The organism is Frankia sp. AvcI1, from assembly GCF_001420875.1.
Classification (GTDB): Bacteria; Actinomycetota; Actinomycetes; order Frankiales; family Frankiaceae; genus Frankia; species Frankia alni.
The window spans coordinates 1-23485 of sequence record NZ_LJFZ01000037.1 but is presented as its reverse complement, the minus strand read 5'-3'; the positions used below and the strand labels follow the sequence as shown (position 1 = coordinate 23485).

The following is a 23485-nucleotide window of genomic DNA, read 5'->3' as shown; positions in this document are numbered from 1 at the left end:
NGATCCCGAAGTCGATCACCCTGGGGCCGAAGGGGGAGAGGATGACGTTGGCCGGCTTGAGGTCGCGGTGCACGATTCCGGCGCTGTGGATGGCGGTGAGGGCCGCGGCGACGCCGACCGCGAGCTGTTCCAGGTTGGCGTCGGCGAGCGGGCCGTTGCGCTGGACGTAGCGCGCCAGCGTCTCGCCCTCGATGAACTCGGTGACGAGGTAGGGCCATTCGGCGTCGGGGTCGGCGTCGAGGACCTCGGCGGTGCACACCCGGGCGACGCGCCGGGCCGTCTCCGCCTCCAGCCGGAACCGGGCCCGGAACTCGGGGTTGCCGACCGCCTCCGTCCGGATCACCTTGATCGCGACGAGCCGGCCCTTCTCCGAGCGTCCCAGGTAGACCATGCCCATGCCGCCCTGGCCGAGCTTGCCCAGCAGCGTGTACGAGCCGAGCTCGCGGGGGTCGTCCGGGCCGAGAGGAACGGCGCGCGCCGCCACACCAGCATCCGATGACGCCATCGACCTGTACCCCTGCCTGCCGCGTGCCGACCGCGGTCCGGGCGGGGCGCCGCGCCGGGCGCGGACCCGCCGGTGTCGCGCACCGACCCTTGATCGATCATGGTGTCCCGACCCGCCGACGCGGCGGATCACATGGGAAAAGCTTAGGGGAGTGTCCCCTGTTGCAGGACTGTCGGGGCTCCGACTGCCCTTCCGACCTGGTTGTCAGCGGATTGACAGGGTTCGGGCCGGTCTCGGGCGGCTCCCTACGCCCGGGATGTGCCATTGTCGTGGCAACGAGATCTGGACGCGAGAGCGAGATCTGGACGCGAGGAAAGGCACCGCATGGCGAGGATGGCCGCCCAGTCCGCCCAGTCCGGCCAGTCCACCCGGGTCGGCCAGACCGTCTTGGTCGCGCGGGCAGCCCGGGCAGCCGTGGCTCAGGCAGCTCAGGCAGCTCAGGCAGCTCGGGTGACCAGGGCGGCGCGGGTGACGCGGGTCGCCGGCGCACTGGGCTGCGCGGCGGCGCTGTTCGCCCTGGCCGCCTGCTCGGACGATGGCCACCGCGGCGACGGCCGGTCCCGGGATGCGGCCCGTACGGCGAAGTCCGACTCGGAGCGCCTCCGCGGCGCCGCGCAGTCCCCTTCGACCACGCCGACCGGCAGCGCCGGGGCGGCCTCGGCGCCGGTCTGGGGCTTCGCCAGCGTCACACCCGCCGGCGCCCCGGGGACCGCGCCGACCGCGGCCGGGCCGGCGGGGACCGCGCCCACGGCGGTCCCGCCGGCGCGGAGCGCCGGGAGTTGGCGCACCGCCGGGGGGTCGGGCGCCGCCGCGCAGGTCACGGTCGCGCGGCGGCAGACCGGCGGCTACCGGGTCACCTTTCCCGGTATCGCCGTGGCCGCCGGGCGCGGCGCGGCGATCGTGACCGCGCTGGACCCGGCCGGGGCCGCCGCGACGACCACCACGCCGGTCGTCTCCTGCCACGTCGTGCGCTGGGGCGCCGCCGGCCGGGACGAGCAGGTCGACCTGACCTGCCGCGACGCCGCCGGGGCGCCGGCCGACTCCGCCTTCACCGCGCTGTTCACCCACGTGCCGGACACCGCATCGGTGACCCCGATCCCGACCCGGCCCGCGTCCCCGGTCAGCCCGGCGCCCCTGGCCAGCGCGGCAACCCCGGTCACCGCGTCGTCCTCCGACACCGCGTCGTCCTCCGACACCGCGTCGTCCTCCGACACCGCGTCGTCCTCCGACACCGCGTCCCCGCAGCCGTCGTCGGTCGGGGCGTACGCCTATCTCCGGTCCGACTCCGCGTCGGCCGCCACCTCCCGCCCGACGAACGCCTACAGCGTCAGCGGGCCGGGCACGATCGAGGTCCACCGGGTCGACGCCGGGCACTACACGGTCGACCTGACCGGGCCGGCGTTCGCGAAAAACGGCAACAACCTGCAGGTCAACGCGCTCGGTGACGGTCCTGTCGGGTGCAACGCCCTCGGTCGGGTGGTGAAGACGGACCGCCAGTCGGTGTTCGTCGGCTGCGCGCACGGGTCGGTCTGGACGGACAGCCCGTTCGTGCTGCTCTACACCAGCGGCCACGCGCTCATTCCGACCGGTGCGGCCAGCTTCGGCCACGCGTTCACGGGCATCACCCGTCCCGGCGGGCCGATCCAGCAGGTCCCGCCGGGCCCGCCGGTGAACGCCTGGGCCTGGTACTCGGCGAACAGCACCGGCGCCACGAACCAGATCAGCCGGCTCGGGGTCGGCCGCTACCAGGTGACCTTCCCCGGGATCTCGCGGACCCCGAGCTCGCTCCAGGTGACCCCGTACGGCGAGCCCACCGCCCGCTGCGCCGCGGCCGAACTCCCGGCCGCCGCGGCCGCCGGCGGCGCGCCCACGCCCGTCACGGTGGCCGTGCGCTGCGTCGACGCCGCCGGGCGCCCCGCCGACAGCTACGCCAGCGTCGCCTACGTCAGCGCCCCCGGCCCCGCGACCCCCTGACGGACCCGCCCCGCCCGAACCGCTGCGCCCAGCCCGAAGCCGCCGTCGCTGTCGCCGTCCTCCCGCCTATCCAGAGGGATAAACCGGACACGAAAGCCTCCGGACAAGCAGAGGCCGCGGACGATCTCGGCGGGGGGCCGGAGTCCCCGGCGTCTTCGGAGTCCCCGGGGACCCCGTGGTGGTCGGCGCCCCCGGGACCCCCCGGGTTGGGACCGGGCCGCCGCCGGCGGGCCAGCGACGCCCCCGAACGTCGGGCGCCGCCGTGAGCGACCCGGTCTGGTGCGATCAAACCGCCACGTGACCGTGCAGACCCCGTATCTCGGCGGCTTTCGGAGAAATACCCCGGTGCGACGTCAGGCGATGTGCAGGCCGGAGATCGCCCGGGCGATGACGAGCCGCTGGATCTCGGACGTGCCCTCGAAGATTGTGTAGATCTTGGAGTCGCGGAACATCCGCTCGACGGGATGGTCACGGCTGTAGCCGGCTCCGCCCAGGATCTGCACCGCCTTCTCCGTCGCCCACACCGCGACCTCGCTGGCCTTGAGCTTGCTCATCGATCCCTCGCCGGCCTCGAACGGCCGGCCGCTGTGACCCATCCAGGCGGCCCGCCAGATGAGCAGCCGGGCCGCGTCGATCTCCATCCGCATGTCGGCGAGCGCGAAGGCGATCGCCTGGTTGGTGATGATCGGCCGGCCGAACTGCTCGCGCCCGCGGGCGTAGTCCAGGGCGTACTCGTACGCGGCGCGCGCGATGCCGATGGCCTGGGCGCCGACGATCGGCCGGGTGACCTCGAAGGTCGCCAGCGCCGCCTGGCCGGAGGCGCGCCGGCCGGCGCGGGCGGCGGCGAGGCGCTCGTCGAGCCGCTCCCGGCCACCGAGCAGGCAGCGGCCCGGGACGCGGACGTCGTCGAGGAAGACGTCCGCGGTGTGCGAAGCCCGAAGACCCAGCTTGCGGATCTTGCGGGACGCGGTGAGCCCGGGGGTGCCCGGCGGGACGACGAATGCCGCCTGCCCGCGCGAGCCCAACTCCGGGTCCACGGACGCGACGACGACGTGGACGGCGGCGATGCCGCCGTTGGTGATCCAGGCCTTCTGGCCGCTGAGGATCCATTCGTCGGTGGCGGGGTCGTGGCGGGCCCGGACCCGCAGGGCCGACACGTCCGAGCCGGCGCCCGGCTCCGAGACGCAGAACGCCGCCACCTTCGGGTCACTCGCGTCGCCGAAGCACTGCGGCGCCCACTCGCCGATCTGTTCCGGGGTGCCGGCGGAGACGATGCCGGCGACACCGAGCGTCGTGCCCATGATCGACATACCGATCCCGGCGTCGCCCCAGAACAGCTCCTCGGACACCAGGGGCAGCGACAGCCCGGTGGGATCCGCCCACAGCGTGGCCAGTGCGTCGAAGTCGTACAGACCGATCTTGGCCGCCTCCTGGATGATCGGCCAGGGCGTCTGCTCGCGTTCGTCCCAGTCCGGCGCCGCGGGGCGGACCACGTCGGCGGCGAAGCCGTGCACCCAGGAACGCAGCTGGCGCTGCTCGTCGCTCAGATCGAGCCCGAACCCCCCACTCATCGGCGCCGCGTCAGGCGCGCTCGTCGGAGCCGGCGACGTCGAGGACGTCGTCGACCCGCCGCCGCGGGGTCGGGCCGAGCGGCTCGGTATCCGAGGGCAGGTAGCCGGCTCGCAGGATCATCTGGACGTGCCCCAGCCCGCCGGTGGCCGCGCGGAACTGCTCGCGCATGCCCTCGACGTCGATCGCCTGCGACATGGGCGACGTCGCGAGGCCGAGCGCCGTGGCGGTGAGCAGCACCCGCTGCATCGCCTCGCCGGCCCGCAGCCGGTCGGCGGTGGTGTCCGCCTCGGTTCCGATCAGCAGGATGCCGGGACGCTCGACGTCGGGATCCCGCAGCAGTGTGCCGGCCTCGCCGACGACGTCGAGGTCACGCATCGGGAACTCGGACTGGCGAGGCGCGTCGGAGTGGACCACCGCGCTGCGCGGGATGCCGTCGGCGGCCGGCGCCGTCCGGCTCCACGACGCCAGCTCCTTGCGGTAGTCGTCGTTGTGCTCCTCGATCCAGTCGGCCCGCGAGAGCAGGACGCTGACCTGCACCCGCAGGTCCGGATCGGTCGGCGCGGTGAGCCAGGCGCCGTGCGCCTCGGCGGCCTCGCGCAGCCGGGCGACGGCCTCGTCGGGCAACGGGCGCTCGGCGAAGGGACGGCGGTCGGTGTACCGGCGGGGGATGGCCTCGACGAGGGCCCGCTCGGTGTCGGTCGCCGGCCGCTGGCCGACGACCGTGACCGTGGCCAGGCGGCTCGACCGGAAGTCGTCGCCGTCCGGCAGGAGCTCGACGGCCGGTTCCAGGCCGCGGACCCGCAGCGCCAGCTGGGCGTTGCACAGCGCCGCGCCGCAGCTCAGCAGGAGCTGACGCCCCTCGGGGTCGGCGATGTCGAGCTGACGGGAGCTGTCGGCGATGAGGGTGAGCCCGTCCCCCTCGAGCCGCCACAGCCAGGGCTGGGTGTTGTGGATCGAGGGCGCCGCGGCGGCCGCCGCGACCACCTCTCGGGCCAGGCCGGGCGACAACGGCAGCGATGCGGACCGCTCTGCATCGGTGGGCATGTCAGCCTCCCTTCTCCTCAAGTATCTACCCCCAGCCTGCGGGACGATCGCGTTCGGGGCATGCGCCGACCGGAACCCACAGGTCGGGACCGACGGCCGGGCCGCGGGAGCCGAGTGGCACGTGTGCGGGGCCTGCCTCGCCTGCTGGTACCGACGAAAGGAGACGAAAGGTTCTCCCAGGTGGCAGCGGGTGGCCGCCGGCCGGCGGCGGCGGAGTGGGCGCGGGTAGCGCGGGTAGTCCCTCTGCATGGTTGCAACTGACCCCGAGGCGGTGGTCGCCGAGCTGCTCACCCGCCACGGGCGGACGTACGCCGACGAGATCGGTGCCGACGTGCCGGCCGACACCGCCGAGGCGATGTTCCGGCTGACCGTCTTCGCCCTGCTCGCCAGCGCCCGCATCCGGACCGCGGNGGCGGTCCAGGCCACCTGCGCGCTCATGGACGCAGGCTGGACCGACGCCGCGTCGATGGCCGAGGCGACCTGGGAGGAACGCACGGGCGTCCTGCACCGCAACGGCTACGCCCGCTACGACGAGAGCGCCTCTCGCCAGCTCGCGGACGCCAGCCGCTATCTGTCAGACACCTATGACGGCGACATCCGGCACCTGCGTGAGGCCGCGGACCACTTCCCGGACCGCGAGCGCGCGATGCTCCAGAAGATCAAGGGCATCGGCCCGGTGGGGGCCGACATCTTCCTGCGCGAGGCCCAGGCCGGCTGGGACGAGCTCGTCCCCTACCTCGACGAACGGGTGCGCCGCACCGCCGGCGAGCTCGGGCTGCCGACCAGCCCGCAACGGTTCCTGGAGCTGGTCGACCGCGGCGATCTGCCCCGGCTGGTCGCGGCGCTGGTCCGGGTGCGGCAGGAGCGCGACGTCGGCGACCTGCGCGAGTCGGCCACCGACCNCTCCTAGCTGNCCGGATGCGTGTCCCAGCCGGATGCGTGTCCCAGCCGGGTGCGTGCGCGTGTCTGCGGTAGCCCGGACGGATGGGTGCCCGGACGTTCGGGCCTGACGTCCGGGCCTGACGTCCGTAATCTGTAACACGCGTTGGTGCGGCGTTGCGGCCACCGTGCCCCGGGTACGGTTCGGGACGTCGTCGCCGACGTGGTCGTCTGCCCATCCGATCCACGCCGATCCACCCGATCCGCCGTCCGACCGGCAGGACACAGGTCTGCGCGGCGGGCCGGGAAGGTTCGCGGCGAAGGTGCTGTTACCTTCCTGGCTCACCGGTCCGCGCCTGGCCGGTAGGTGCGGGCCGTGGTCGGCGGCCGGTGATCGCGGCGGCCTGGCCGGCCCGGCTGTCGTGCCGGCTGCGCACCGGGGCGCGGCGGGCTACGCCGGGGCGCCATGGGCGTCTCGGCGCAGCGGCATGCGCCTTCGCGGGCCGACCACCGGCGTAGCCGGCCCGCGCCGATCAGCCATCGAACCCGATCCGACCCGGGAGGAGCGCCGGTGCCGACCATGCAGGATGTCGAGCGCGCCCGCGAGCAGGCGTACCTGGACACGCTGTACACCCGCCTGGACGAGGTCCGGGAGATCACCCGGGAGCAGCTGCGCGGGGTGCTGCTCAACGTCGGCACCGGCACCCCGCAGTCGATCGTCGAGCGGGACGTGTTCGCGGCGGCGCACGCCGACCGGCTCGCCCGCCTCGACGCCGCCGAGGGCCGGCTCTGCTTCGGCGCGATGGACCACGACGACGGCCGGCGCACCTACATCGGGCGCATCGGCCTGTCCGACAGCGAGCAGGAGCCCATCCTCGTCGACTGGCGCGCCCCCGTCGCCACGGCCTTCTACCGGGCGACCCTCGCCGACCCGCAGGGCCTCGTCCGCCNCCGGCACCTGCGCACCCGGGGGCGGGAGGTCACCGGGATCGCGGACGACCCGCTGGGGCCGCTCGGGTCGGCGCCGGACGGCGCGGTGGCGCAGTCCGGCGACTCGATGCTGCTGGAGACCCTCGCGGCGCCGCGCACCGGTCGCATGCACGACATCATCGCCACCCTGCAGGCCGAGCAGGACCGCATCATCCGGGCCCGGGCGAACGGCATCCTCGTCGTCGACGGTGGCCCCGGGACCGGCAAGACGGCGGTGGCGCTGCACCGCGCGGCCTACCTGCTCTACAACGACCGGGCCCGGCTCGACCAGTCCGGCGTGCTGATCGTGGGGCCGAGCCCGGTGTTCCTGCGGTACATCGACCAGGTGCTGCCGTCCCTCGGCGAGACCGGCGTGGTCTTCGCGACCCCCGGGCGGCTGTTTCCCGGGGTGGACGCCACCGCCGACGAACCGGTCGAGGTCGCCACCCTCAAGGGCGACCCGCGGATGGCCGAGGTCGTCGCCGGGGCGGTGCGGGACCGCCAGCGCCTGCCCCGGCAGGAGCTGGTGATCAACTATGACGACCATGTGCTGCGGCTCGGTCAGGAGACCGTCGCCCGGGCCCGCACCCGGGCCCGCCGCAGCCGCCGCCCGCACAACTCGGCCCGGCGGGTCTTCCTGCGCGAGCTGCTGGCCGAGCTCACCACCCAGGTGGTCCGGCAGATCCGTGGCGGCCTGCTCGACGCCGACGAGCGTGGGNAGATCACCCGCGACCTGTGGGCGGAGGAGGAGATCCGGGCGGTCCTCGACGGGCTGTGGCCGCTGCTGACGCCGCAGCAGCTCATCGGCGACCTGTTCAGCGACTCGGCCGCGCTGGCCCGGGCGGCGGGCAACCGGCTGACACCGGGCGAACGCGCCCTGCTGCAGGATCTGCCCCCGGCCGCCGCCCCGGCCCGCCCCGGCCGGGCGGCGCCCGGTGCCGACGCGCCGCGGCCGTTGCGGTCCGGCGGCGCCGCCGGCTCGCGGACGGCGGGCGAGGACGATGCCGACGACCTGTTCGCCGCGGCCAACCTGCTCCCGACCGCCGCCGGCGCCGCCCCGACCGCCGCCCAGCCGGATGATCGGGTGGGTGGGGGCTCCGGCGGCGGTTCCGCGGGCGCGGCCCGCATTCCGGTTCCGCGGACCGGCGGCCCGGCTGGCGGCGCTGACCCGGCTGGCGGCGCTGACCCGGCGGGCGGCGCTGATCCGGCCGCCGCTGGGTGGGCCTCTGGCGGTCGGGGCGCCGGCGGTCGGGGCGCCGGCGGGGGGCGCCGCTGGACGCCGGCGGACGTGCCGCTGCTCGACGAGGCGGCCGAACTGCTCGGCGACCCCGAGGAGGAGGCGGGCCTCGAGGCCGCCCGGCGCGCCGAGCGGGAACGGGCGGAGGAACGTGAGTACGCCCGCGGCGTGGTCGACATGCTGGGCCTGGACGGGCAGGTCGACGCGGCCGCGCTCGCCGACCGGTGGTCCGGTCCGCGGGTGCGGCGCAGCGCCGCCGAGCATGCCCGGGAGGACCGTGGCTGGGCGTTCGGCCATCTGATCGTCGACGAGGCGCAGGAGGTCTCGCCGATGCTGTGGCGGCTGCTGTGGCGTCGCTGCCCCGGACGGACGGCCACCCTCGTCGGCGATCTCGCCCAGACCGCCCGACCGGGCGCGCCGACGAGCTGGGCGCAACTGCTGGCGCCGGTCGTCGACGAACGGTTCACGGTGGAACGGCTCAGCGTCAACTACCGCACCCCGCAGGAGATCATGGACGTGGCCGCGGAGGTTCTGCGCGCGCAGAACCCGAGCCTGACCGCGCCGGTGTCCGTCCGCGCGGTGGGCCACCGCCCCACGGCGGTGCGGGTCGGCGAGGTCGCCGTCGAGGACGTCCCCGGACTCGCCCGGCTGCTGGGGGACGCGCCGTCTCCCGCGAACGAGCCGTCCGCGCCGTTGCTGGCCGCCGTCGCGCATGCCGCCAGACGGGAGGCGGCGGCCGGTTCCGGCCGGGTGGCCGTGATCGCCCGGCCTCGCGACGTGCTGGCGCTGCGGGCGGCGCTGATGGCCCTGCTGCCCGACCTGGCCGTCGTCCCGGACTCGGTCGATCCGGCGAGCGCGGCCGGCAACGCGTTGGACGCGCCGGTCGCGGTGCTCAGCGTGGCGGAGACCAAGGGCCTGGAGTTCGACGCGGTGGTACTCGTCGAACCGGCCGCGCTGCTCACCGAGCCGACCCGTGGCCTCGCCGACCTGTACGTCGCGTTGACGCGGGCCACCCGCTCGCTCAGCGTCGTCTACTCCGGCGAGCTCCCGCCGGTGCTGGGCGCTCTCGACCAGGAATGACCGTGCCGAGGGCGCCGGGGCGGCGACCGCCGGGTCGGGAACCCGGGCCCGGGGCGGTCAGTCGCCGCCCATCGCCGACATCCGGGCCGCCATCTCCTGCGGGGGCACCTGCTCGACCCGGGAGGCGATGCTCCAGCGATGCCCGAACGGGTCGGTGAACTGGCCGGACCGGTCGCCGTAGAACTGGTCTGCCACCGGCCGCACCGCGGTGGCGCCGGCGGCGAGGGCGCGGTCGTAGGTGGCGTCGACGTCCTCGACGTACAGCGAGATCGTCACCGGGGACCCGCCGACCGAGGCGGGGCTCACGGCACCCATCTCGGGAAACTCGTCGGAGAGCATGAGCACCGAGTCGCCGAGGGCGAGCTCGGCGTGGGCCACCGTGCCGCCGGGGCCCGCCAGGCGCATCCGCTCGGTGGCACCGAGCACGGACGCGTAGAACTCGATCGCGGCGGCCGCGCCGTCGACGCACAGGTAGGGACAGAGCCGGGGGTAGTCGTCGGGGATGGGGGAGATGTCGCTCATCGTGACCTCCTGGGGTCGGACTGGCTTGAACGGACTGGGCTGATCCCGGCGAACGGGCCGATCCCGTGCGGGAGGCGCCGTCCGGCAGCAAGGATGGTGGGGTGACGCGGGACGGGGACAGGTCGCGGGGCCGGGCGCTGACGGGGGCAGGACGGGACCATCGTCCCGCCCGGGTCCGACAGTTTCCGGCCGCCGGCCGGGCGGACACCATCGACCCCGACCCCGACCCCGACCCCGACCCAGGCGCCGCGGACCGGGCGGATCTGGTCGCCCGGCTGCGGGCGGCGCTGGGCGAGCGGCCGGGCGCCGCCTTCGCCGTCGGGATGTCCGCCGTCGGGATGTCCGCCGTCGGGGTGTCCGCCGTCGGGGTGTCCGCCGTCGACGCGTCCGCGCGGCGTCGGGCGGAGTACTCCTCGGACGCGTCGAACTACCGGGTGCCGCCCGCGGTGGTGGTGTTCCCGCGGGAGGTCGACGACATCGCGGCGGTCGTCGAGGTCTGCCGGGCCAGTGGCACCCCGCTGACGACCCGCGGCGCCGGCACCTCGATCGCCGGCAACGCGGTCGGCCCGGGCGTCGTGATGGACGTCAGCCGGCACCTCGACCGCATCGTCGCACTGGACCCCGTCGCACGCACCGCCACCGTGCAACCCGGGGTCGTCCTCGACCGGCTGCAGGCCGCCGCCGGCCGCCACGGCCTGCGCTTCGGCCCGGACCCGTCCACCCACGCCCGCTGCACCGTCGGCGGGATGATCGGCAACAACGCCTGCGGCTCGCGCGCGATCGCCTACGGCCGCACCGCCGACAACGTGCTGTCCCTCGACGTGCTCGACGGCACCGGTCGCCGGCTGCGCGTCGGCGCCGGGGAACGCACCGACGTCCCCGGGCTCGACGCGTTCGTGCGGGCCAACCTGGCGACCCTGCGCACGGAGCTCGGCCGGTTCGGCCGCCAGGTGTCCGGCTACTCCCTGGAGCACCTGCTCCCAGAGCGGGGTGCGGACCTGGCCAGGGCGCTGGTGGGCACCGAGGGGACCTGCGTGGTCGTGCTCGGCGCAACGGTGCGGCTGGTGGCACCGCCGCTCGCGACCGCCATGGTCGTGCTCGGCTACCCGGACATGCCGGCCGCCGCGGACGCGGTGCCGCCCCTGCGCGCCCACGCGCCCCTGGCGATGGAGGGGATGGACGCCCGGCTGGTCGACATCGTCCGCCGCCACCGCGGGGCGGGCGCGGTGCCGGCGTTGCCGGCGGGCACCGGCTGGCTGTTCGTCGAGGTCGGTGGGGACACGCCGCAGCAGGCCCTGGCGGCCGGCCGGGCGCTGGCGGCCGACGCGGGGACGGCGGCGGTGCGCGTGCTGGCAACCGGGCCCGAGAGCCGTGCGCTGTGGCGGATCAGGGAGGACGGCGCGGGCCTGGCCGGGCGCACCGCCGACGGCGAGCCGGCCTGGCCCGGCTGGGAGGACGCGGCCGTGCCGCCCGAGCGGCTCGGCGCCTACCTGCGCGACTTCGAGGAGCTGCTGCGCGCCCACCGGCTGGCGGGGGTGCCCTACGGCCACTTCGGCGACGGCTGTGTCCACGTCCGGCTCGATCTGCCGCTCGGGGTCGCGACCGGCCGGCTGCGGACCTTCCTCGGCGAGGCCGCCGATCTGGTCGCCGCGCACGGTGGGTCGCTGTCGGGCGAGCACGGCGACGGCCGCGCCCGCAGCGAGCTGCTGCCCCGGATGTACTCGCCGGCCGCGATCACCGCCTTCGCCGGGTTCAAGCACCTGTTCGACCCCGCGGACCTGCTCAATCCGGGGGTGCTCGTCCGGCCCCGGCCCATCGACGCCGACCTGCGCCTGCCCGCCGCCCGCCCGTTGCCCCGCGTCGCCGGCGGCTTCGCCTTCGGCACCGACGCCGGGGACTTCGGGCGGGCCGTGCACCGCTGCGTCGGGCTCGGCACCTGCCGGGCCGACTCGTCGGCGGCAGGCGGGTTCATGTGCCCGTCGTTCCTGGCCACCCGGGACGAGAAGGACTCCACCCGCGGGCGGGCCCGAGTGCTGCAGGAGATGGCGAACGGGACGCTGGTTCGCGGTGGACCCGCGTCCAGGGAGGTCGCCGAGGCGCTGGACCTGTGCCTGTCCTGCAAGGCCTGCGCCCACGACTGCGCGGCCGGGGTGGACATGGCGACCTACAAGGCCGAGGTGTTGCACCGGGCGTACCGTCGCCGGCTCCGGCCGGTCGGCCACTACGTCCTCGGCTGGCTGCCGCGCTGGGCCCGCCTCGCCGGCCGGGCGCCGGCGCTGGTCAACGCGGTGCTGTCCCGGCCCGCGGCGCGGCGTGCCCTGCTGCGTCTGGGTGGCATGGATCCCCGCCGCGACGTTCCCGCGTTCGCGGACGAGCCGTTCAGCCGCTGGTGGCAGGCGCGGGTCCGGCGAGACGCCGGGCCGGGCGGTGACGGTGCTCCGGCCGCGGCGGGCGGCCAGGCGGCGGACGGCGCCCGGGTCGGAGGCGACGGCTACGGCGGAGGCGGAGGTTACGGCGGGGGCGGGGGCGGGGACGGGGCCGGGGGTCGGGATGTGGTGCTCTGGATCGACTCGTTCACCGAGTCGTTCTCGCCCGAGGTCGGCCGGGCGGCGGTGGAGGTGCTGACCGCGGCCGGCTACCGGGTGGTCGTGCCGCCCGGCCCGGTGTGCTGCGGGCTGACCTGGATCACCACCGGCCAGCTCGACGGGGCACGCCGGCGGCTGCGGGCTACCGTGGCCAGCCTGGCGCCGTACGCCCGCGCGGGCACGCCCATCGTCGGCCTGGAACCGTCCTGCACCGCGGTGCTGCGCGGCGACCTGACCGAGCTGCTTGCCGACGACCCGGCCGCGGCCCTGGTGGCGGGCGGGGTCCGCACGCTCGCCGAGCTGCTGACGGCCACTCCCGGCTGGGTGCCCCCCCGCCTCGACGGGGTGCGGGTGCTCGCCCAACCGCACTGCCACCAGCACGCGGTCATGGGTTTCACGGCCGATCGTGACCTGCTCTCGACGGCCGGCGCCCGGTTGGAGGTGCTGGCCGGCTGCTGCGGCCTCGCCGGCAACTTCGGGATGGAGGCCGGGCACTACGACGTCTCCATCGCGATCGCGCAGCGTGGCATCGGCCGGGCGGCCGCGACGGCGCCCGCGGACGCGGTGCTGCTCGCCGACGGGTTCTCCTGCCGCACCCAGGCCGCGCACGTCACGACCCGGCACGGCCGCCACCTTGCCGAGCTGCTCGCCGCGCCCCCGGCCGCCGCGCCCCCGGCCGTCACCTGACCTGACCGGCGGTCCGGACTCACTCCATCCCGGCATAGACGTTCTTGTCCGGCATCAGACGTATGCGATGAACCGCATTGTCCGGCGGCGTCGTGGCCGTGGGAGTAGGCGGTCGTCGACTCCGCCAAAGATGCGCAGGATTACCGCGGAGAATGTCACGGATTTCCAGNCTGGTTGGGCATGCCGACGGGTCGTGTAGCGACTTCGGTTGTGTCTCGGAGTGTGCCAGGTGGGCAATTGTGCCCACCTGTCGCGGCCGTACGGTAATTTTTCGCTCGGCCTCGGGACCTGTCAGGCCAAGATTCGGGCCGGGGGTGTCACGAAATTGGCCCGAACCGCTGTTTCTTTTCCGGCTCCAGCTGGGGGGAATTCGTCATGCTCCTTGCCACAACCATGCCCGACAGACGCCGTGTCGTATTGCCGGCGGCGGCGCCCGGGAACGGGAACCATCCGGCGTCGGTTCGCCTCCTGTGGGTCCGCCGACTGATGGCGCGCGGACCGGGCGGAGGCCAGCCGCGATGACGCCGACGAGTACAGGTGATCTTCCCGACGACCGCACCGGTCTCCTGCGCCGGCCGACCCTGCCACAACCCCGCACCCCCCTGGACAGCCGGTCCGCCGAGGCAGATCGCGCCGCCGACGCCGATCGCGCCGCCGACGCTGGCCGCGTCCCCGACGCCGGCCGCGCCCTCGACCGCGACCTCGACCTCGACCCGCCGACGACCGCCCATCGCCTCGCGCCGGTGGCGCCGCAGCTGTCGGTCGTGGTGCCGACCCGCAACGAGGCGCACAACATCGAGCCCCTGCTGCGCCGGCTCGACGACGCGTTGCGGGGCCTGGCCGGCGAGGTCATCTTCGTCGACGACTCCGACGACGGGACACCCGAGGCGATCGCCCGGGTCCGGCCGACGGTGAGCCTGCCGGTGCGGGTGCACCACCGTGCGCCGCGGGCCCGGGTGGGCGGTCTCGGCGGTGCGGTCAGCGAGGGATTCGCCCTGTGCGCCGCGCCCTACGCCGTGATCATCGACGGTGACCTGCAGCATCCGCCGGAGACGATTCCCGCCCTGCTCGCCGCGGCTCTGCACGAGGCCGCCGACGTGGTCATCGGCAGCAGGTACGTGTCCGGCGGCAGCGCCTCCGGTCTCGCCGGCACCACCCGTCACCTCGTCTCCACCGGCTCGAACCTGCTCTGCCGGCTGGCGTTCCCGCGCCGGCTGCGCGGGGTGTCCGACGTGATGAGCGGCTTCTTCCTCGTCCGGGTGGCCGCGGTCGACCGGGCGGGGCTGCGGCCCGACGGCTACAAGATCCTGCTGGAGCTGCTGGCCACCGCCGGTCCGCTGCGCATCCGGGAGGTCGGGTACGCGTTCGCCGAGCGGCATGCCGGCGCCTCGAACGCCTCGATGTCCGAGGGGGGACGGTTCGTCCGGCGGCTGTTCTCGCTGCGNGTGCCCCGACCGGCCCGGTTCGCCCTGGTCGGGGCATCCGGCACCGTCCCGAACCTGGTCGGTACCGCCGCCCTGCACCACCTTGGCCTGCACTACCTGGCCGCGGCGATCCTCGCCACGCAGGTCGCGATCGCCTGGAACTTCGTCGGCTGCGAGCTGCTGGTCTGGGACCGCCAGGCCGGTTCCCGGCTCCGCCGCTACCCGGCGTTCGCGATCATCAACAACCTCGACCTGGTCGTCCGGCTGCCACTGCTCGCGCTGCTCGTCGGCCGGTGGGGGTTCGGCGTCGGCACGGCGACGCTGCTGTCGCTGGCCGCCGCGGTGATCATCCGCTACCTGGTGGTGGAGCGGCTGGTCTACCGCCGCCGGCCGGCGCCCGCACCCGCGCCGACCCCGGCGAACGGGCCAGCGGGACCGTCACGATCACTCGGGCGCGGCCGGGCCCGGGGCGCGGGTCGACCGGCTGGCCTGTCCTGGCCGGCGGGCGCGCCGGGGGAGGAGGCCACCGATGCGGCCACGTGAGCTGCGGTCGCGCCATCTTGCCCACCCGATCCGTCTTGCCCACCCGATCCGTCTTGCCCACCCGATCCGGCGCGCCCGTCCGGTCCGGCTCGCCCGCCCCGTCCGGCCCGGTCGGGCACTGGTCGCCGTGGTGCTGGCCTCGGCGGTCGGGCAGCTGGTCCTGGTGGTCGCGGGTTCGCCGGCGGCCTCGGCGCAGGCCTGTACGGCCGACCAGTGGAACGCCGAGTTCCACGCCGGGACCGATCTGGGCGGTGACCCGGTCGGGCAGCGCTGCGACGCCGCCATCGACTTCGACTGGTCGGCGAACGGCCCCGGCGTCACCGGCATCGGCACCACCGGCTACTCGGTGCGCTGGACCCGCCGGCTCACCCTCGCCGCCGGCGCCTACACGGCGAGCGTGACCGGCGACGACGGCGTCCGGGTGCTCATCGACGGGCAGTCCGTCGCCGACGGCTGGGGCGACCACGGCCCGCAGACGTTCACCGGCACCCGCACCCTGGCCGCGGGTGCCCACACGATCGTCGTCGAGTACTACCAGAGCGCCGGCGGCGCCATGGTCGAGTTCGACCTCGGCGGCGGGCCGGCGGACCAGGGCGGCGCCGGGCCCGACTGNGCGGCGGACGAGTGGGCGGGCACCTACTTCCCGAACCGGACGCTGAGCGGCACCGGGGTGCCCCGCTGCTCGGCGGGCCTCGACTACGCCTGGGGCGACGACGGTCCCGGCCTGGCCGGCATCGGCGCCGACAACTTCTCCGCCCGCTGGACGCGGACGGCGACCGTCGCCGCCGGCAGCCTGGCGTTCACCGTCACGGCCGACGACGGGATCCGGGTCTACCTCGACGACCAGCCGATCATCGACCGGTGGCGCGACNAGGGCCCCACCACCTACACGGCGAGCACGGAGGTCACCGCCGGCAGCCATGCCATCCGGGTGGAGTACTACGAGCACGCCGGGGGCGCGACCGCGCGGGTCGGCTACACCCTCACGCCCGCGGCCGCGTGCAACGGCCTGCAGTGGTCGGCCCAGTACTTCGCCAACGTCACGCTCGCCGGCACGCCGACGCCGGCGCGCTGCGAGACCGGCCTGCACCACGACTACGGCGACGGCAGCCCGGGTGTGGCCGGCATCGGCGCGGACGCCTTTTCCGCCCGCTGGACCCGGGTCGACCGCTTCGCCGCCGGTCCGACCACGATCACCGCGACCGCCGACGACGGGGTGCGCGTCTTCGTCGACGGCACCCGGGTGATCGACGGCTGGAACGACCAGGGCCCGACCACCTTCACCGCCACCCCGACGGTGACCGCGGGCACCCACACGATCATCACCGAGTACTACGACCGGGCCGGCGGGGCGCAGATCCGCGTCGACTACACCGGCGGCGGCGACCCCGGCCCCGTCCCGCCCCCGCCGCCGGGCGGGTGCGCGTCCGACTGCGGNGGATCCTGGCAGACGCTCAGCTATCCGAGTTCCGTGCGGTCCGTGCACGCCNGCGTCCTGCACACCGGGAACGTGCTGCTCGTCGCCGGCTCCGGAAACGACCTGGCCGCCTTCGACGCGCACACCTTCAAGTCGACCGTGTGGAATCCGAATACGGGTCGGTTCAAAGATGTTCCTGTAGCGGACGACCTATTCTGCTCCGGCCATGTCCAACTCCCGGACGGTCGAATCCTGCTGGCCGGTGGAACGTCCGCCTACTCCACCGCGACGGCCAACTACAAGGGCCTGGACAAGAGTTACGTCTTCGATCCCGTCGCCGACACGTACACCGCGACGAACGACCTGCCGGGCGGNGGCCACTGGTATCCCAGCCTGACCGAGCTGGGCGACGGCAACGTCCTCGCCGTGGGCGGCCTGGACCAGAACGCGGCCGGCAGCGTCGCGACCGAGATGTTCGACAGCTCCCGGCAGGCCTGGCTCCCCGGCTCCCAGGTGCCGCAGACGTACTTCTTCTGGGGCCTCTACCCGGAGCTGAAGCTGATGACGGACGGGCGGCTGTTCTACGCCGGCGTCCACACCTTCGGCAACGCGCCGACCGACGCCGGCTCGAACATCTACGACCCGGCCACGGCGACGGTCAACGACGTGCCGGGCCTGCGCCACGTGAACCTGCGCGACCAGGGCGCCTCGGTGCTGCTCCCGCCGGCCCAGGCCGGGCGGGTGCTGACCCTGGGTGGCGGCAACGGTGACGCCGGGGCGGACGCCATCGCCGCCACCGACCTCATCGATTTGCGCCAGCCCGACCCGCACTGGCAGGCCGGCCCGGACCTGCCCGCGGCGAAGATGTACGTCAGCGCCGTGATCCTGCCCGACGGGAAGGTTCTGGAGACCGGCGGCGGACGGCACCTGCGCTNCGACCCGGTGCACGAGGCGTCGATCTACGACCCGGTCGCGAACACCTTCACCTCCGTCCCGCCGGACCCCCAGGACCGGACCTACCACTCGCAGGCGTTCCTGCTGCCCGACGGCAGCGTCGCCGCGCTCGGGAACAACCCGCTCGACGGATCGTTCAGCCAGGCGATCTCGGTCTACCGGCCCTGGTACATGAGCCGCCAACGGCCCGCGATCACCCAGGCGGCCGACACGTTCGGCTACGGCTCGCGGCAGGCGCTGACGGTCGACGGCGACATCGGCCGGGTCACGCTGCTGCGGCCCGCGTCGGTGACCCACCAGGCCGATCCCAACCAGCGCAGCGTCGATCTGCCGGTCACGGCCGGCAGCCAGGGCGGCCAGATCTCGGTCGACGTCCCCGACAATCCGAACCTGCTTCCGCCGGGGTACTACATGATGTTCGCCCAGAACACCGCCGGGGTCCCCTCGGTGGCCCGATGGGTGCGGGTCCGATGAGCGCGCACCTGGACGGACCGCCCGTGGCCTCGATGCCGCGCCTTGTCCCTGTCTCGGGTGTCGCCCCTGTCTCGGGTGTCGCCCCTGTCCCGGGTGTCGCCGGGGCCGGGCGGCGGCGGGTGCTGGTGACGATCGCCCTCGCGGTGATGCTCGTCAACGGCGCCGCCGAGGTGATCGGTCATGGTGGGTGGCCCGGCGGCGGCCCCGGCCGTTCTGGCCCGCCCGGCCACGATTCCGCCGGCCACGATTCCGCCGGCCACGATTCCGCCGACCAGGACACCGCCGACCAGGACACCGCCGACCACGATTCCGCCGCTCGGGACGTTGTCGCCGCGGTCGCGCCGGCCGCCGCGCTGTCCGGTCGGGTCGTGCCTCGGGGCAACGGCAGCCCGTCCCCGGTCCCGGCCGGCCTGGACGGCTGCGACTACAACTATGTTGCGGCGGACACCGGCCGGCGGATCTGCGTGCCGCGCACCCCGCCGCCCGGCCGGCGCCTCGACTGCGCCTACCTCAGGGAACAGGGAATCGGCACGGTCCGGGTCACCGGTCAGGACACCCGGCGACTCGCCGGCGCGGCGCCCGCGGCCGCACGGGGCACGGTGCTCTGTGCTCCCTGACCACATCCTCGTGGCCGCCGCCATTCCTGTGGCCGCAAACCGGCCGCGCAGCGGCGGGATGGCGGCAGGGCCGGTGCGGCGGGGGCTGGCGGCGCTGGTCGCCGCCGTCGTCGGGATCGGTGCGTTCGTCGCCTGCGGCGGCGACGGGTCCGCGGATGGCGCGTCCGCGGGTGACGCGTCGACGGCGGTGGCCGGCGGGCCGCCGTCCGGTTCCGGTGTGGCGGCGACCGCCGGCGGCGGCTGGCACGGCACCGTGCCCGGAGTCGCCGTGCCCCGCCCGTCGTTCGTCCTGACCGACACCGCCGGGCACCGCTTCGACTTCGCCCGCGCCACCGCCGGCCGCGCCACGCTGCTGTTCTTCGGGTACACGCACTGCCCCGACGTGTGCCCGACGACGATGGCGGACCTTGCGGCGGCCCGCCAGGTCGCCGGGCCCGTGACCGCGGCGAGGGTGACGGTCGTCTTCGTCACGACCGACCCGGCGCGGGACACCCCGGCGGTGTTGCGCCACTGGCTCGCCCAGTTCGACGCCGGGTTCATCGGGCTGACCGGCACCCCGGCGCAGATCGACGCGGCGCAGCGGGCGGTCGGCGTGCCGGTGGCCCTCGCGGACCCGGCCACCCGCGCCAGCGCCGGTACCGGTACCGGTGACGACCGCCCGGCCTACCTGGTCGGTCACGCCTCGCAGGTCCTCGGGATCGGACCGGACGACCGCATCCGCGTGCGCTACTTCGCCGACACGACGGTCGCCGAGTACGTCGCCGATCTGCCGAGGCTTGTCGCCGCCCTCTGATCCGACCCCAGTCGCCGCGGCGCGCGATCCCGGATCGCGCGCGCCAGGCGCCATGCCGCGGCGTCCCCCTTCCCGTCAGNCAGGTACTTCAGTGGCATCCGACTTCGAAGCACCGCGGCCCCGCGCGGTCCCGTCTGACCCGTCCCGGCTCCCACCGGCTCGCAACCACCGCAGCCACCGCAACCACCGCAGCCACCGCAGCCACNGCGACCCGCAGGCATCAGCCCGTCGCCGGCGGCTGGCCACGGCGAGCTGGGGGATCGCGCTGCACGTTGCGCTCGCCGCCCTCGTCGCCGGCCCGCTGGCCGTCGAGGCCGGCCTGGCCTACCTGGTCCCGGCCGCACTCGCCGTCCTCGCGCCCCGCACGTTCGGTCGTGCCGGGCCTCGCCGCCCGGCCGCGGACTGGCCACGATCGGCCGGCGCCGGCGGCGGCCTCGCCGTCGTCCCTGCCGTCGTCCCTGCCGTCGGGCGGGTCGCCGGGCGGGTCGATCACCGCGGCGCCCGGCTGCCGCGCATCGTCCAGCTCGCCTGCGAGTCCGCCGGCTGGTACGTGTTCACGGTCGCCGGCTCCTCGGATCTGCGGGTGGCTCCGGTCGAGGGCCCCGACCTGCCCGGCTTGCTCGCCGCGACGCTGGGGGCGGCGGCCGCGGTGGGTGGCACGCTGCTGCTGTCCCGGCGCGAGCCGGCCCTCCCCGCGGCGCGCCACCGCCGTCGCGCGGTGGCCGTCCTCGCCGCCGCGCCGCTCGGCGTGGCGCTGGCCGTCCGCGCGGCGCAGCATCACCACGCGGTGCTGCTCGCCGCGTGGACGGGGGTGTCGTTGCTGATGCTGCTCGTCGCCGTCCTCACCCTGGTCCGCGGCCAGTACAGCTGGCAGCTGCCCGAGCGGGTGCACCACGTCGACCTCGCCGACCTCCAGGCGCCGCGGCACCGGTTCTCACTGATCATCCCCGCCCGCGACGAACCGATCCTCGGCCGGACCCTGACCCAGATNCTCGCCGGTGACTACCCGGCCGACCTGGTGGAACTGGTCGTGATGGTCTCCCACGACGAGGTCGACCGGCCGACCCGGCGCATCGCCGAGCAGATCGCCGCCCGCCATCCCAACGTCCGCGTCATCGCCCCGCAGGGCAGCCAGCGCAGCAAGCCGCTGTCCCTGGAGGACGCCCGCCGCCACTGCACCGGCGACATCGTCGGCATCGTCGACGCCGAGTCGCTCATCGCGGGCGGACTGCTCACCTACGTCAACACCCTGGCGCTGCGCCAGGCCGACGTCGGCATCTTCCAGGGCGGCGTCCAGCTCATGAACGTGCGCGGCCCGGGGCGCCCGGCGCGGCCCGCCGGCGTCGGCCGGCTGCGCGCCGCGCTGCGCCGGTGGAACACCGCAACGTCCTGGTGGCGGGCCCGCAACTGCCTGGAGTACTACGTCTGGTTCATGTCCCGCCTGCGCTTCCAGGCCCGGGCGCGCTTCATCCCTCTCGGCGGGAACACCGTGTTCATCCGCCGGTCCGTGCTGGAGCGGCTCGGCGGCTGGGACGTCGCCTGCCTCACCGAGGACTGCGACCTGGGCGTGCGGGCCTCGGTCGCCGGCATCNGCACGACGGTCTTCTACCACCCGGACCTGACGACCCGGGAGGAGACGCCGGAGAGCCTGACGAAGCTCGTCGTTCAGCGCACCCGCTGGATGATGGGGTTCATGCAGGTCCTGTTCAAGGGGGACTGGCGCCTGCTGCCGGGGGGCCGGCAGCGGATGATGGCGGCGGAGATGCTGGCCATGCCGTTCTTCCAGGCGATGGCCGGGGTGCTGCTCCCCGTCTCCGGAGTCCTGACGCTGTTCCTCACGGCGCCGACGGGCCTCGTCATCGTCTTCTGGCTGCCGCTGGCCGCCTCNGTCATGACCGTCTTCTCGGAACAGGCGGCGTTCCGGGAGTTCACCGACGCCTACGATCTCGCCGTCGGTCGGTGGGACAGCGTCCGGCTCATCCTCAGCGCGCCGTTCTACCAGCTCGCACTGTCGATCGCCGCGGTGCGGGCCACCGCCCGCCTGGTGCGCGGCNGGTTGGAGTGGGAGAAGACGTCGCACTCCGGCGCCCATCACGGTGCCGGCGCCGGGGCGGGTCGTCTCGGGCTGGAGGCGGCGTCGTGACCGTCCACGAGTTCGTCGACGTTCTCGACGAGACCCTGCCGCAGCCGGTGGGTTCCCGGCCCGCCGCCTGGGCCGCCGACCGGGCCCGGCTGCTGGGCGCGCGGGTGGCCGCCGGCGCCCGGGCCCACCGGCACAGNCTCGCCCTGCTCGCGGTGCTCCTGCCGGTCGTCGCACTGGTGCACGGGGTCAACTTCGACGGTTGGCCCGGGCGGGTCACCGACGACGAGGGCACCTACGCCGCCCAGGCCTACTCGATGCAGTACTGGAACCGCATCGCCCACTACACCTACTGGTACGACCATCCGTTCGGCGGCTGGCTGCTCATCGCGATCTACACCAAGCTCACCGACGGCTTCCACCGGGCGGCGACCGCGGTCACCGCCGCCCGCGAGCTGATGTTCCTGCTCCACCTGGCGAGCTGCGTGCTGTTGTACCGGTTCGGCCGGCTGCTGGGCCTGCGCCGGTTCTTCGCCGGCCTGGCGCTGCTGGTGTTCTCGCTGTCGCCGCTGGCGCTGTGGTACCAGCGGATGGCGTTCCTGGACAACATCGCGGTGATGTGGCTGCTGGCGGCGTTCGTCTGCGCGGCGTCCCCGCGGCGCAGCGTGGCCGCGGCGGCGCTCGCCGGGACGTTCATGGCGTTCTCGTTCTGGTCCAAGGAGACGACGCTGCTGTTCCTGCCCGGGCTGTACGTGCTGCTCTGGCANCACCGGGACCCGCGGAACTGGCGGTTCGTGCGGCGCAACTTCCTCGGCTGCCTGATCGGGATCTGCGGTATCTACATCCTGTACGCGGCGGCGAAGAACGAGCTGTTCGAGGGGCCCGGCCACGTCTCCCTGGAGTGGGCGGTGCGCTGGCAGCTGTTCGACCGGGCGCCGAGCGGCAGCGTGCTCGACACCGGCAGCGACACGTACAACGTCGTCCGCTCCTGGCTCGACCTGGACCCGTACCTGGTGCTGGCGGGCATCNCCGCGGCCGTGCCGCTGCTTGCCCTGCGCCGGCTGCGGGTGGTCTCGGCGCTGCTGCTGATCCAGTTCGGTTTCATCTTCCGCAACGGCTACCTGCCCAACCCGTACGTCACCGCAATGCTGCCCTTCGCCGCCCTCTGCGCCGCCGGCCTCCTCGACGCGGCGCTGCCTCGCGCCCTGCCCCGGGCTGGCGGTGCCGACGGCGAACGCGACGGCGACGGGAACGCCGGCGGTGGCGCGCTGGGCGTCCCGGGATGGCTCACTGCGGTGTGGACGGGCCTGCGTCGGGGCGCGGTGGCCGCAGCCGTGATCGGGTCGGTGGTGGCGCTGGCCTGGGACTGGACGCCGAAGATCCACACGGCGCTGACGATGGACGCGAGCGCGCCGAGCCGGGACGCCACCCGCTGGTTCCTCGCCCACATCCGCGACGACGGCACCGTCATCACCGACGACATCGCCTGGACCGACCTCACCATCCACGGCCGCCGCCCGCTGCCGGTGTGGTTCTACAAGCTCGACCTCGACCCGCAGGTCCGGGGCCACTTCCCGCACGGCTGGAAGGACGTCGACTACCTGATGATGGGCAAGCCCCCGGACTCGGTGCTCGCCGAGGTCCCGATCGTCGCCGAGGCGCTGCACCACTCGGTGGTCCTCAAGTCCTTCGGCAACGGCGAGATCGAAATCCGCCGGGTCCTCCCTCCCGGCTGCCGCATCGACATCCCACCCGCCCGCTGCGGCCCCGACGCGTCCGAGCGGACGATTCCGTCCGCCGGGGCGGGTAACCATGGTTCTGACTACGGATACGTTCCCGCCGCCAGCGGTCAAGGCCCGGCTGCCCGAGTTGGTGACCTGAATTCAACAACACCACGACCAGGTGACGGCGATGCGCAACGAGCGGCCAGCGGCAGCGGTCGTTCCGGTGGAGGAGCGGGAGAGCCTGCACGAGAATCCGGAGATTCCNCCAGACACCAGGACGGTGTCCTCTCTCCCGGCGGCGGCTGAGGCNATTCCCCGGAACCCCTTCCTGGATCATGCCTCTGACCTGCGCAGTTGCATTACCGCCGAACCGCTGCAAGATCTCCGTTTGCCCCCTGGTCCGCA

11 protein-coding genes and 10 pseudogenes are annotated in these 23485 nt (G+C 74.6%); 17 read left to right on the top strand and 4 right to left on the bottom strand.

From position 1 onward, the window contains the following. Nucleotide 1: 1 nt before the first annotated feature. The coding region (locus tag UK94_RS67540) for a serine/threonine-protein kinase (RefSeq protein ID WP_235490232.1) at nt 2-505 on the bottom strand (504 nt) is incomplete at its 3' end. A 450-nt stretch (nt 506-955) separates the two neighbouring features. Here UK94_RS67540 and UK94_RS27630 point away from each other — a divergent pair. Continuing rightward, a complete protein-coding gene (locus tag UK94_RS27630) occupies nt 956-2479 on the top strand; it encodes a hypothetical protein (RefSeq protein WP_235490230.1) in 1524 nt (507 codons plus the stop codon). Between the two features lie 353 nt (nt 2480-2832). On the opposite strand, the gene UK94_RS27625 is transcribed toward UK94_RS27630, so the two are convergent. Further along, entirely contained in the window at nt 2833-4050 is a 1218-nt protein-coding gene (locus UK94_RS27625) for an acyl-CoA dehydrogenase family protein (protein ID WP_011602772.1), read from the bottom strand. 10 nt (nt 4051-4060) lie between these two features. Then, nucleotides 4061-5095 carry a nitroreductase family protein gene (locus tag UK94_RS27620; protein ID WP_055752136.1) on the bottom strand — a complete coding sequence of 345 codons (1035 nt, stop codon included), beginning with the start codon at nt 5093-5095 and terminating at the stop codon, nt 4061-4063. 411 nt (nt 5096-5506) lie between these two features. On the opposite strand from UK94_RS27620, the pseudogene UK94_RS27615 reads away from it, so the two are divergent. From UK94_RS27615 to UK94_RS67525, 4 genes and pseudogenes are all read left to right on the top strand, one after another. Then, nucleotides 5507-5997: pseudogene (locus UK94_RS27615) on the top strand (hypothetical protein); the annotation flags it as partial. Nucleotides 5998-6545: 548 nt separating this feature from the next. Beyond that, nucleotides 6546-6924 (top strand): annotated as a pseudogene (locus UK94_RS67535) (helicase); the annotation flags it as partial. Between the two features lies 1 nt (nt 6925). Continuing rightward, a pseudogene (locus tag UK94_RS67530) lies at nt 6926-7661 on the top strand (helicase); the annotation flags it as partial. A 1-nt stretch (nt 7662) separates the two neighbouring features. Next, nucleotides 7663-9260, top strand: a 1598-nt coding sequence (locus UK94_RS67525) for an ATP-binding domain-containing protein (RefSeq protein WP_235490228.1), incomplete at its 5' end; no start/stop codon positions are given. A gap of 57 nt (nt 9261-9317) precedes the next feature. Here the strand turns inward: UK94_RS67525 and UK94_RS27605 are convergent. Continuing rightward, complete coding sequence (locus UK94_RS27605) at nt 9318-9782, bottom strand: VOC family protein (protein WP_011602780.1); 465 nt, start codon at nt 9780-9782, stop codon at nt 9318-9320. 101 nt (nt 9783-9883) lie between these two features. Between UK94_RS27605 and UK94_RS27600 the strand changes: the two genes are divergently transcribed. The 12 genes and pseudogenes from UK94_RS27600 to UK94_RS67485 all read left to right on the top strand — a co-directional run. Beyond that, nucleotides 9884-13054 carry an FAD-binding and (Fe-S)-binding domain-containing protein gene (locus UK94_RS27600; protein WP_235490226.1) on the top strand — a complete coding sequence of 1057 codons (3171 nt, stop codon included), beginning with the start codon at nt 9884-9886 and terminating at the stop codon, nt 13052-13054. A gap of 518 nt (nt 13055-13572) precedes the next feature. Beyond that, nucleotides 13573-14498 (top strand): annotated as a pseudogene (locus UK94_RS67520) (polyprenol monophosphomannose synthase); the annotation flags it as partial. Between the two features lies 1 nt (nt 14499). Beyond that, nucleotides 14500-15021: GtrA family protein (locus UK94_RS67515; protein WP_235490223.1), on the top strand; the 522-nt coding region annotated here is incomplete at its 5' end. Further along, nucleotides 15008-15633: pseudogene (locus UK94_RS67510) on the top strand (PA14 domain-containing protein); the annotation flags it as partial. The gene UK94_RS67515 and the pseudogene UK94_RS67510, both read left to right, overlap by 14 nt. A gap of 1 nt (nt 15634) precedes the next feature. Continuing rightward, nucleotides 15635-15892, top strand: a pseudogene (locus UK94_RS67505) (PA14 domain-containing protein); the annotation flags it as partial. Nucleotide 15893: 1 nt separating this feature from the next. Then, nucleotides 15894-16458: pseudogene (locus UK94_RS67500) on the top strand (PA14 domain-containing protein); the annotation flags it as partial. 1105 nt (nt 16459-17563) lie between these two features. After that, nucleotides 17564-17866, top strand: coding sequence for a galactose oxidase early set domain-containing protein (locus tag UK94_RS67495; protein ID WP_235490248.1), 303 nt, complete (start codon nt 17564-17566; stop codon nt 17864-17866). A 125-nt stretch (nt 17867-17991) separates the two neighbouring features. After that, on the top strand, nt 17992-18483 hold the full coding sequence (locus tag UK94_RS27585; RefSeq protein WP_235490220.1) for a hypothetical protein: 492 nt from the start codon (nt 17992-17994) through the stop codon (nt 18481-18483). A gap of 58 nt (nt 18484-18541) precedes the next feature. Further along, nucleotides 18542-19276 (top strand): SCO family protein, encoded by a 735-nt coding sequence (locus UK94_RS27580; RefSeq protein ID WP_011602785.1) that lies wholly within the window; start codon nt 18542-18544, stop codon nt 19274-19276. Nucleotides 19277-20099: 823 nt separating this feature from the next. Next, nucleotides 20100-20266 (top strand): annotated as a pseudogene (locus UK94_RS75240) (hypothetical protein); the annotation flags it as partial. Nucleotide 20267: 1 nt separating this feature from the next. After that, nucleotides 20268-20867: pseudogene (locus UK94_RS67490) on the top strand (glycosyltransferase); the annotation flags it as partial. A 1-nt stretch (nt 20868) separates the two neighbouring features. Next, nucleotides 20869-21163, top strand: a pseudogene (locus tag UK94_RS67485) (glycosyl transferase); the annotation flags it as partial. Nucleotides 21164-23485 lie beyond the last annotated feature (2322 nt).

Bases quoted from the DNA above. Each gene is read 5' to 3' on its own strand.
- UK94_RS27620 (WP_055752136.1), bottom strand. From the start codon at position 5,095: ATGCCCACCGATGCAGAGCGGTCCGCATCGCTGCCGTTGTCGCCCGGC.
- UK94_RS27605 (WP_011602780.1), bottom strand. From the start codon at position 9,782: ATGAGCGACATCTCCCCCATCCCCGACGACTACCCCCGGCTCTGTCCC.
- UK94_RS27625 (WP_011602772.1), bottom strand. From the start codon at position 4,050: ATGAGTGGGGGGTTCGGGCTCGATCTGAGCGACGAGCAGCGCCAGCTG.
- UK94_RS27580 (WP_011602785.1), top strand. From the start codon at position 18,542: ATGGCGGCAGGGCCGGTGCGGCGGGGGCTGGCGGCGCTGGTCGCCGCC.
- UK94_RS67495 (WP_235490248.1), top strand. From the start codon at position 17,564: ATGAGCCGCCAACGGCCCGCGATCACCCAGGCGGCCGACACGTTCGGC.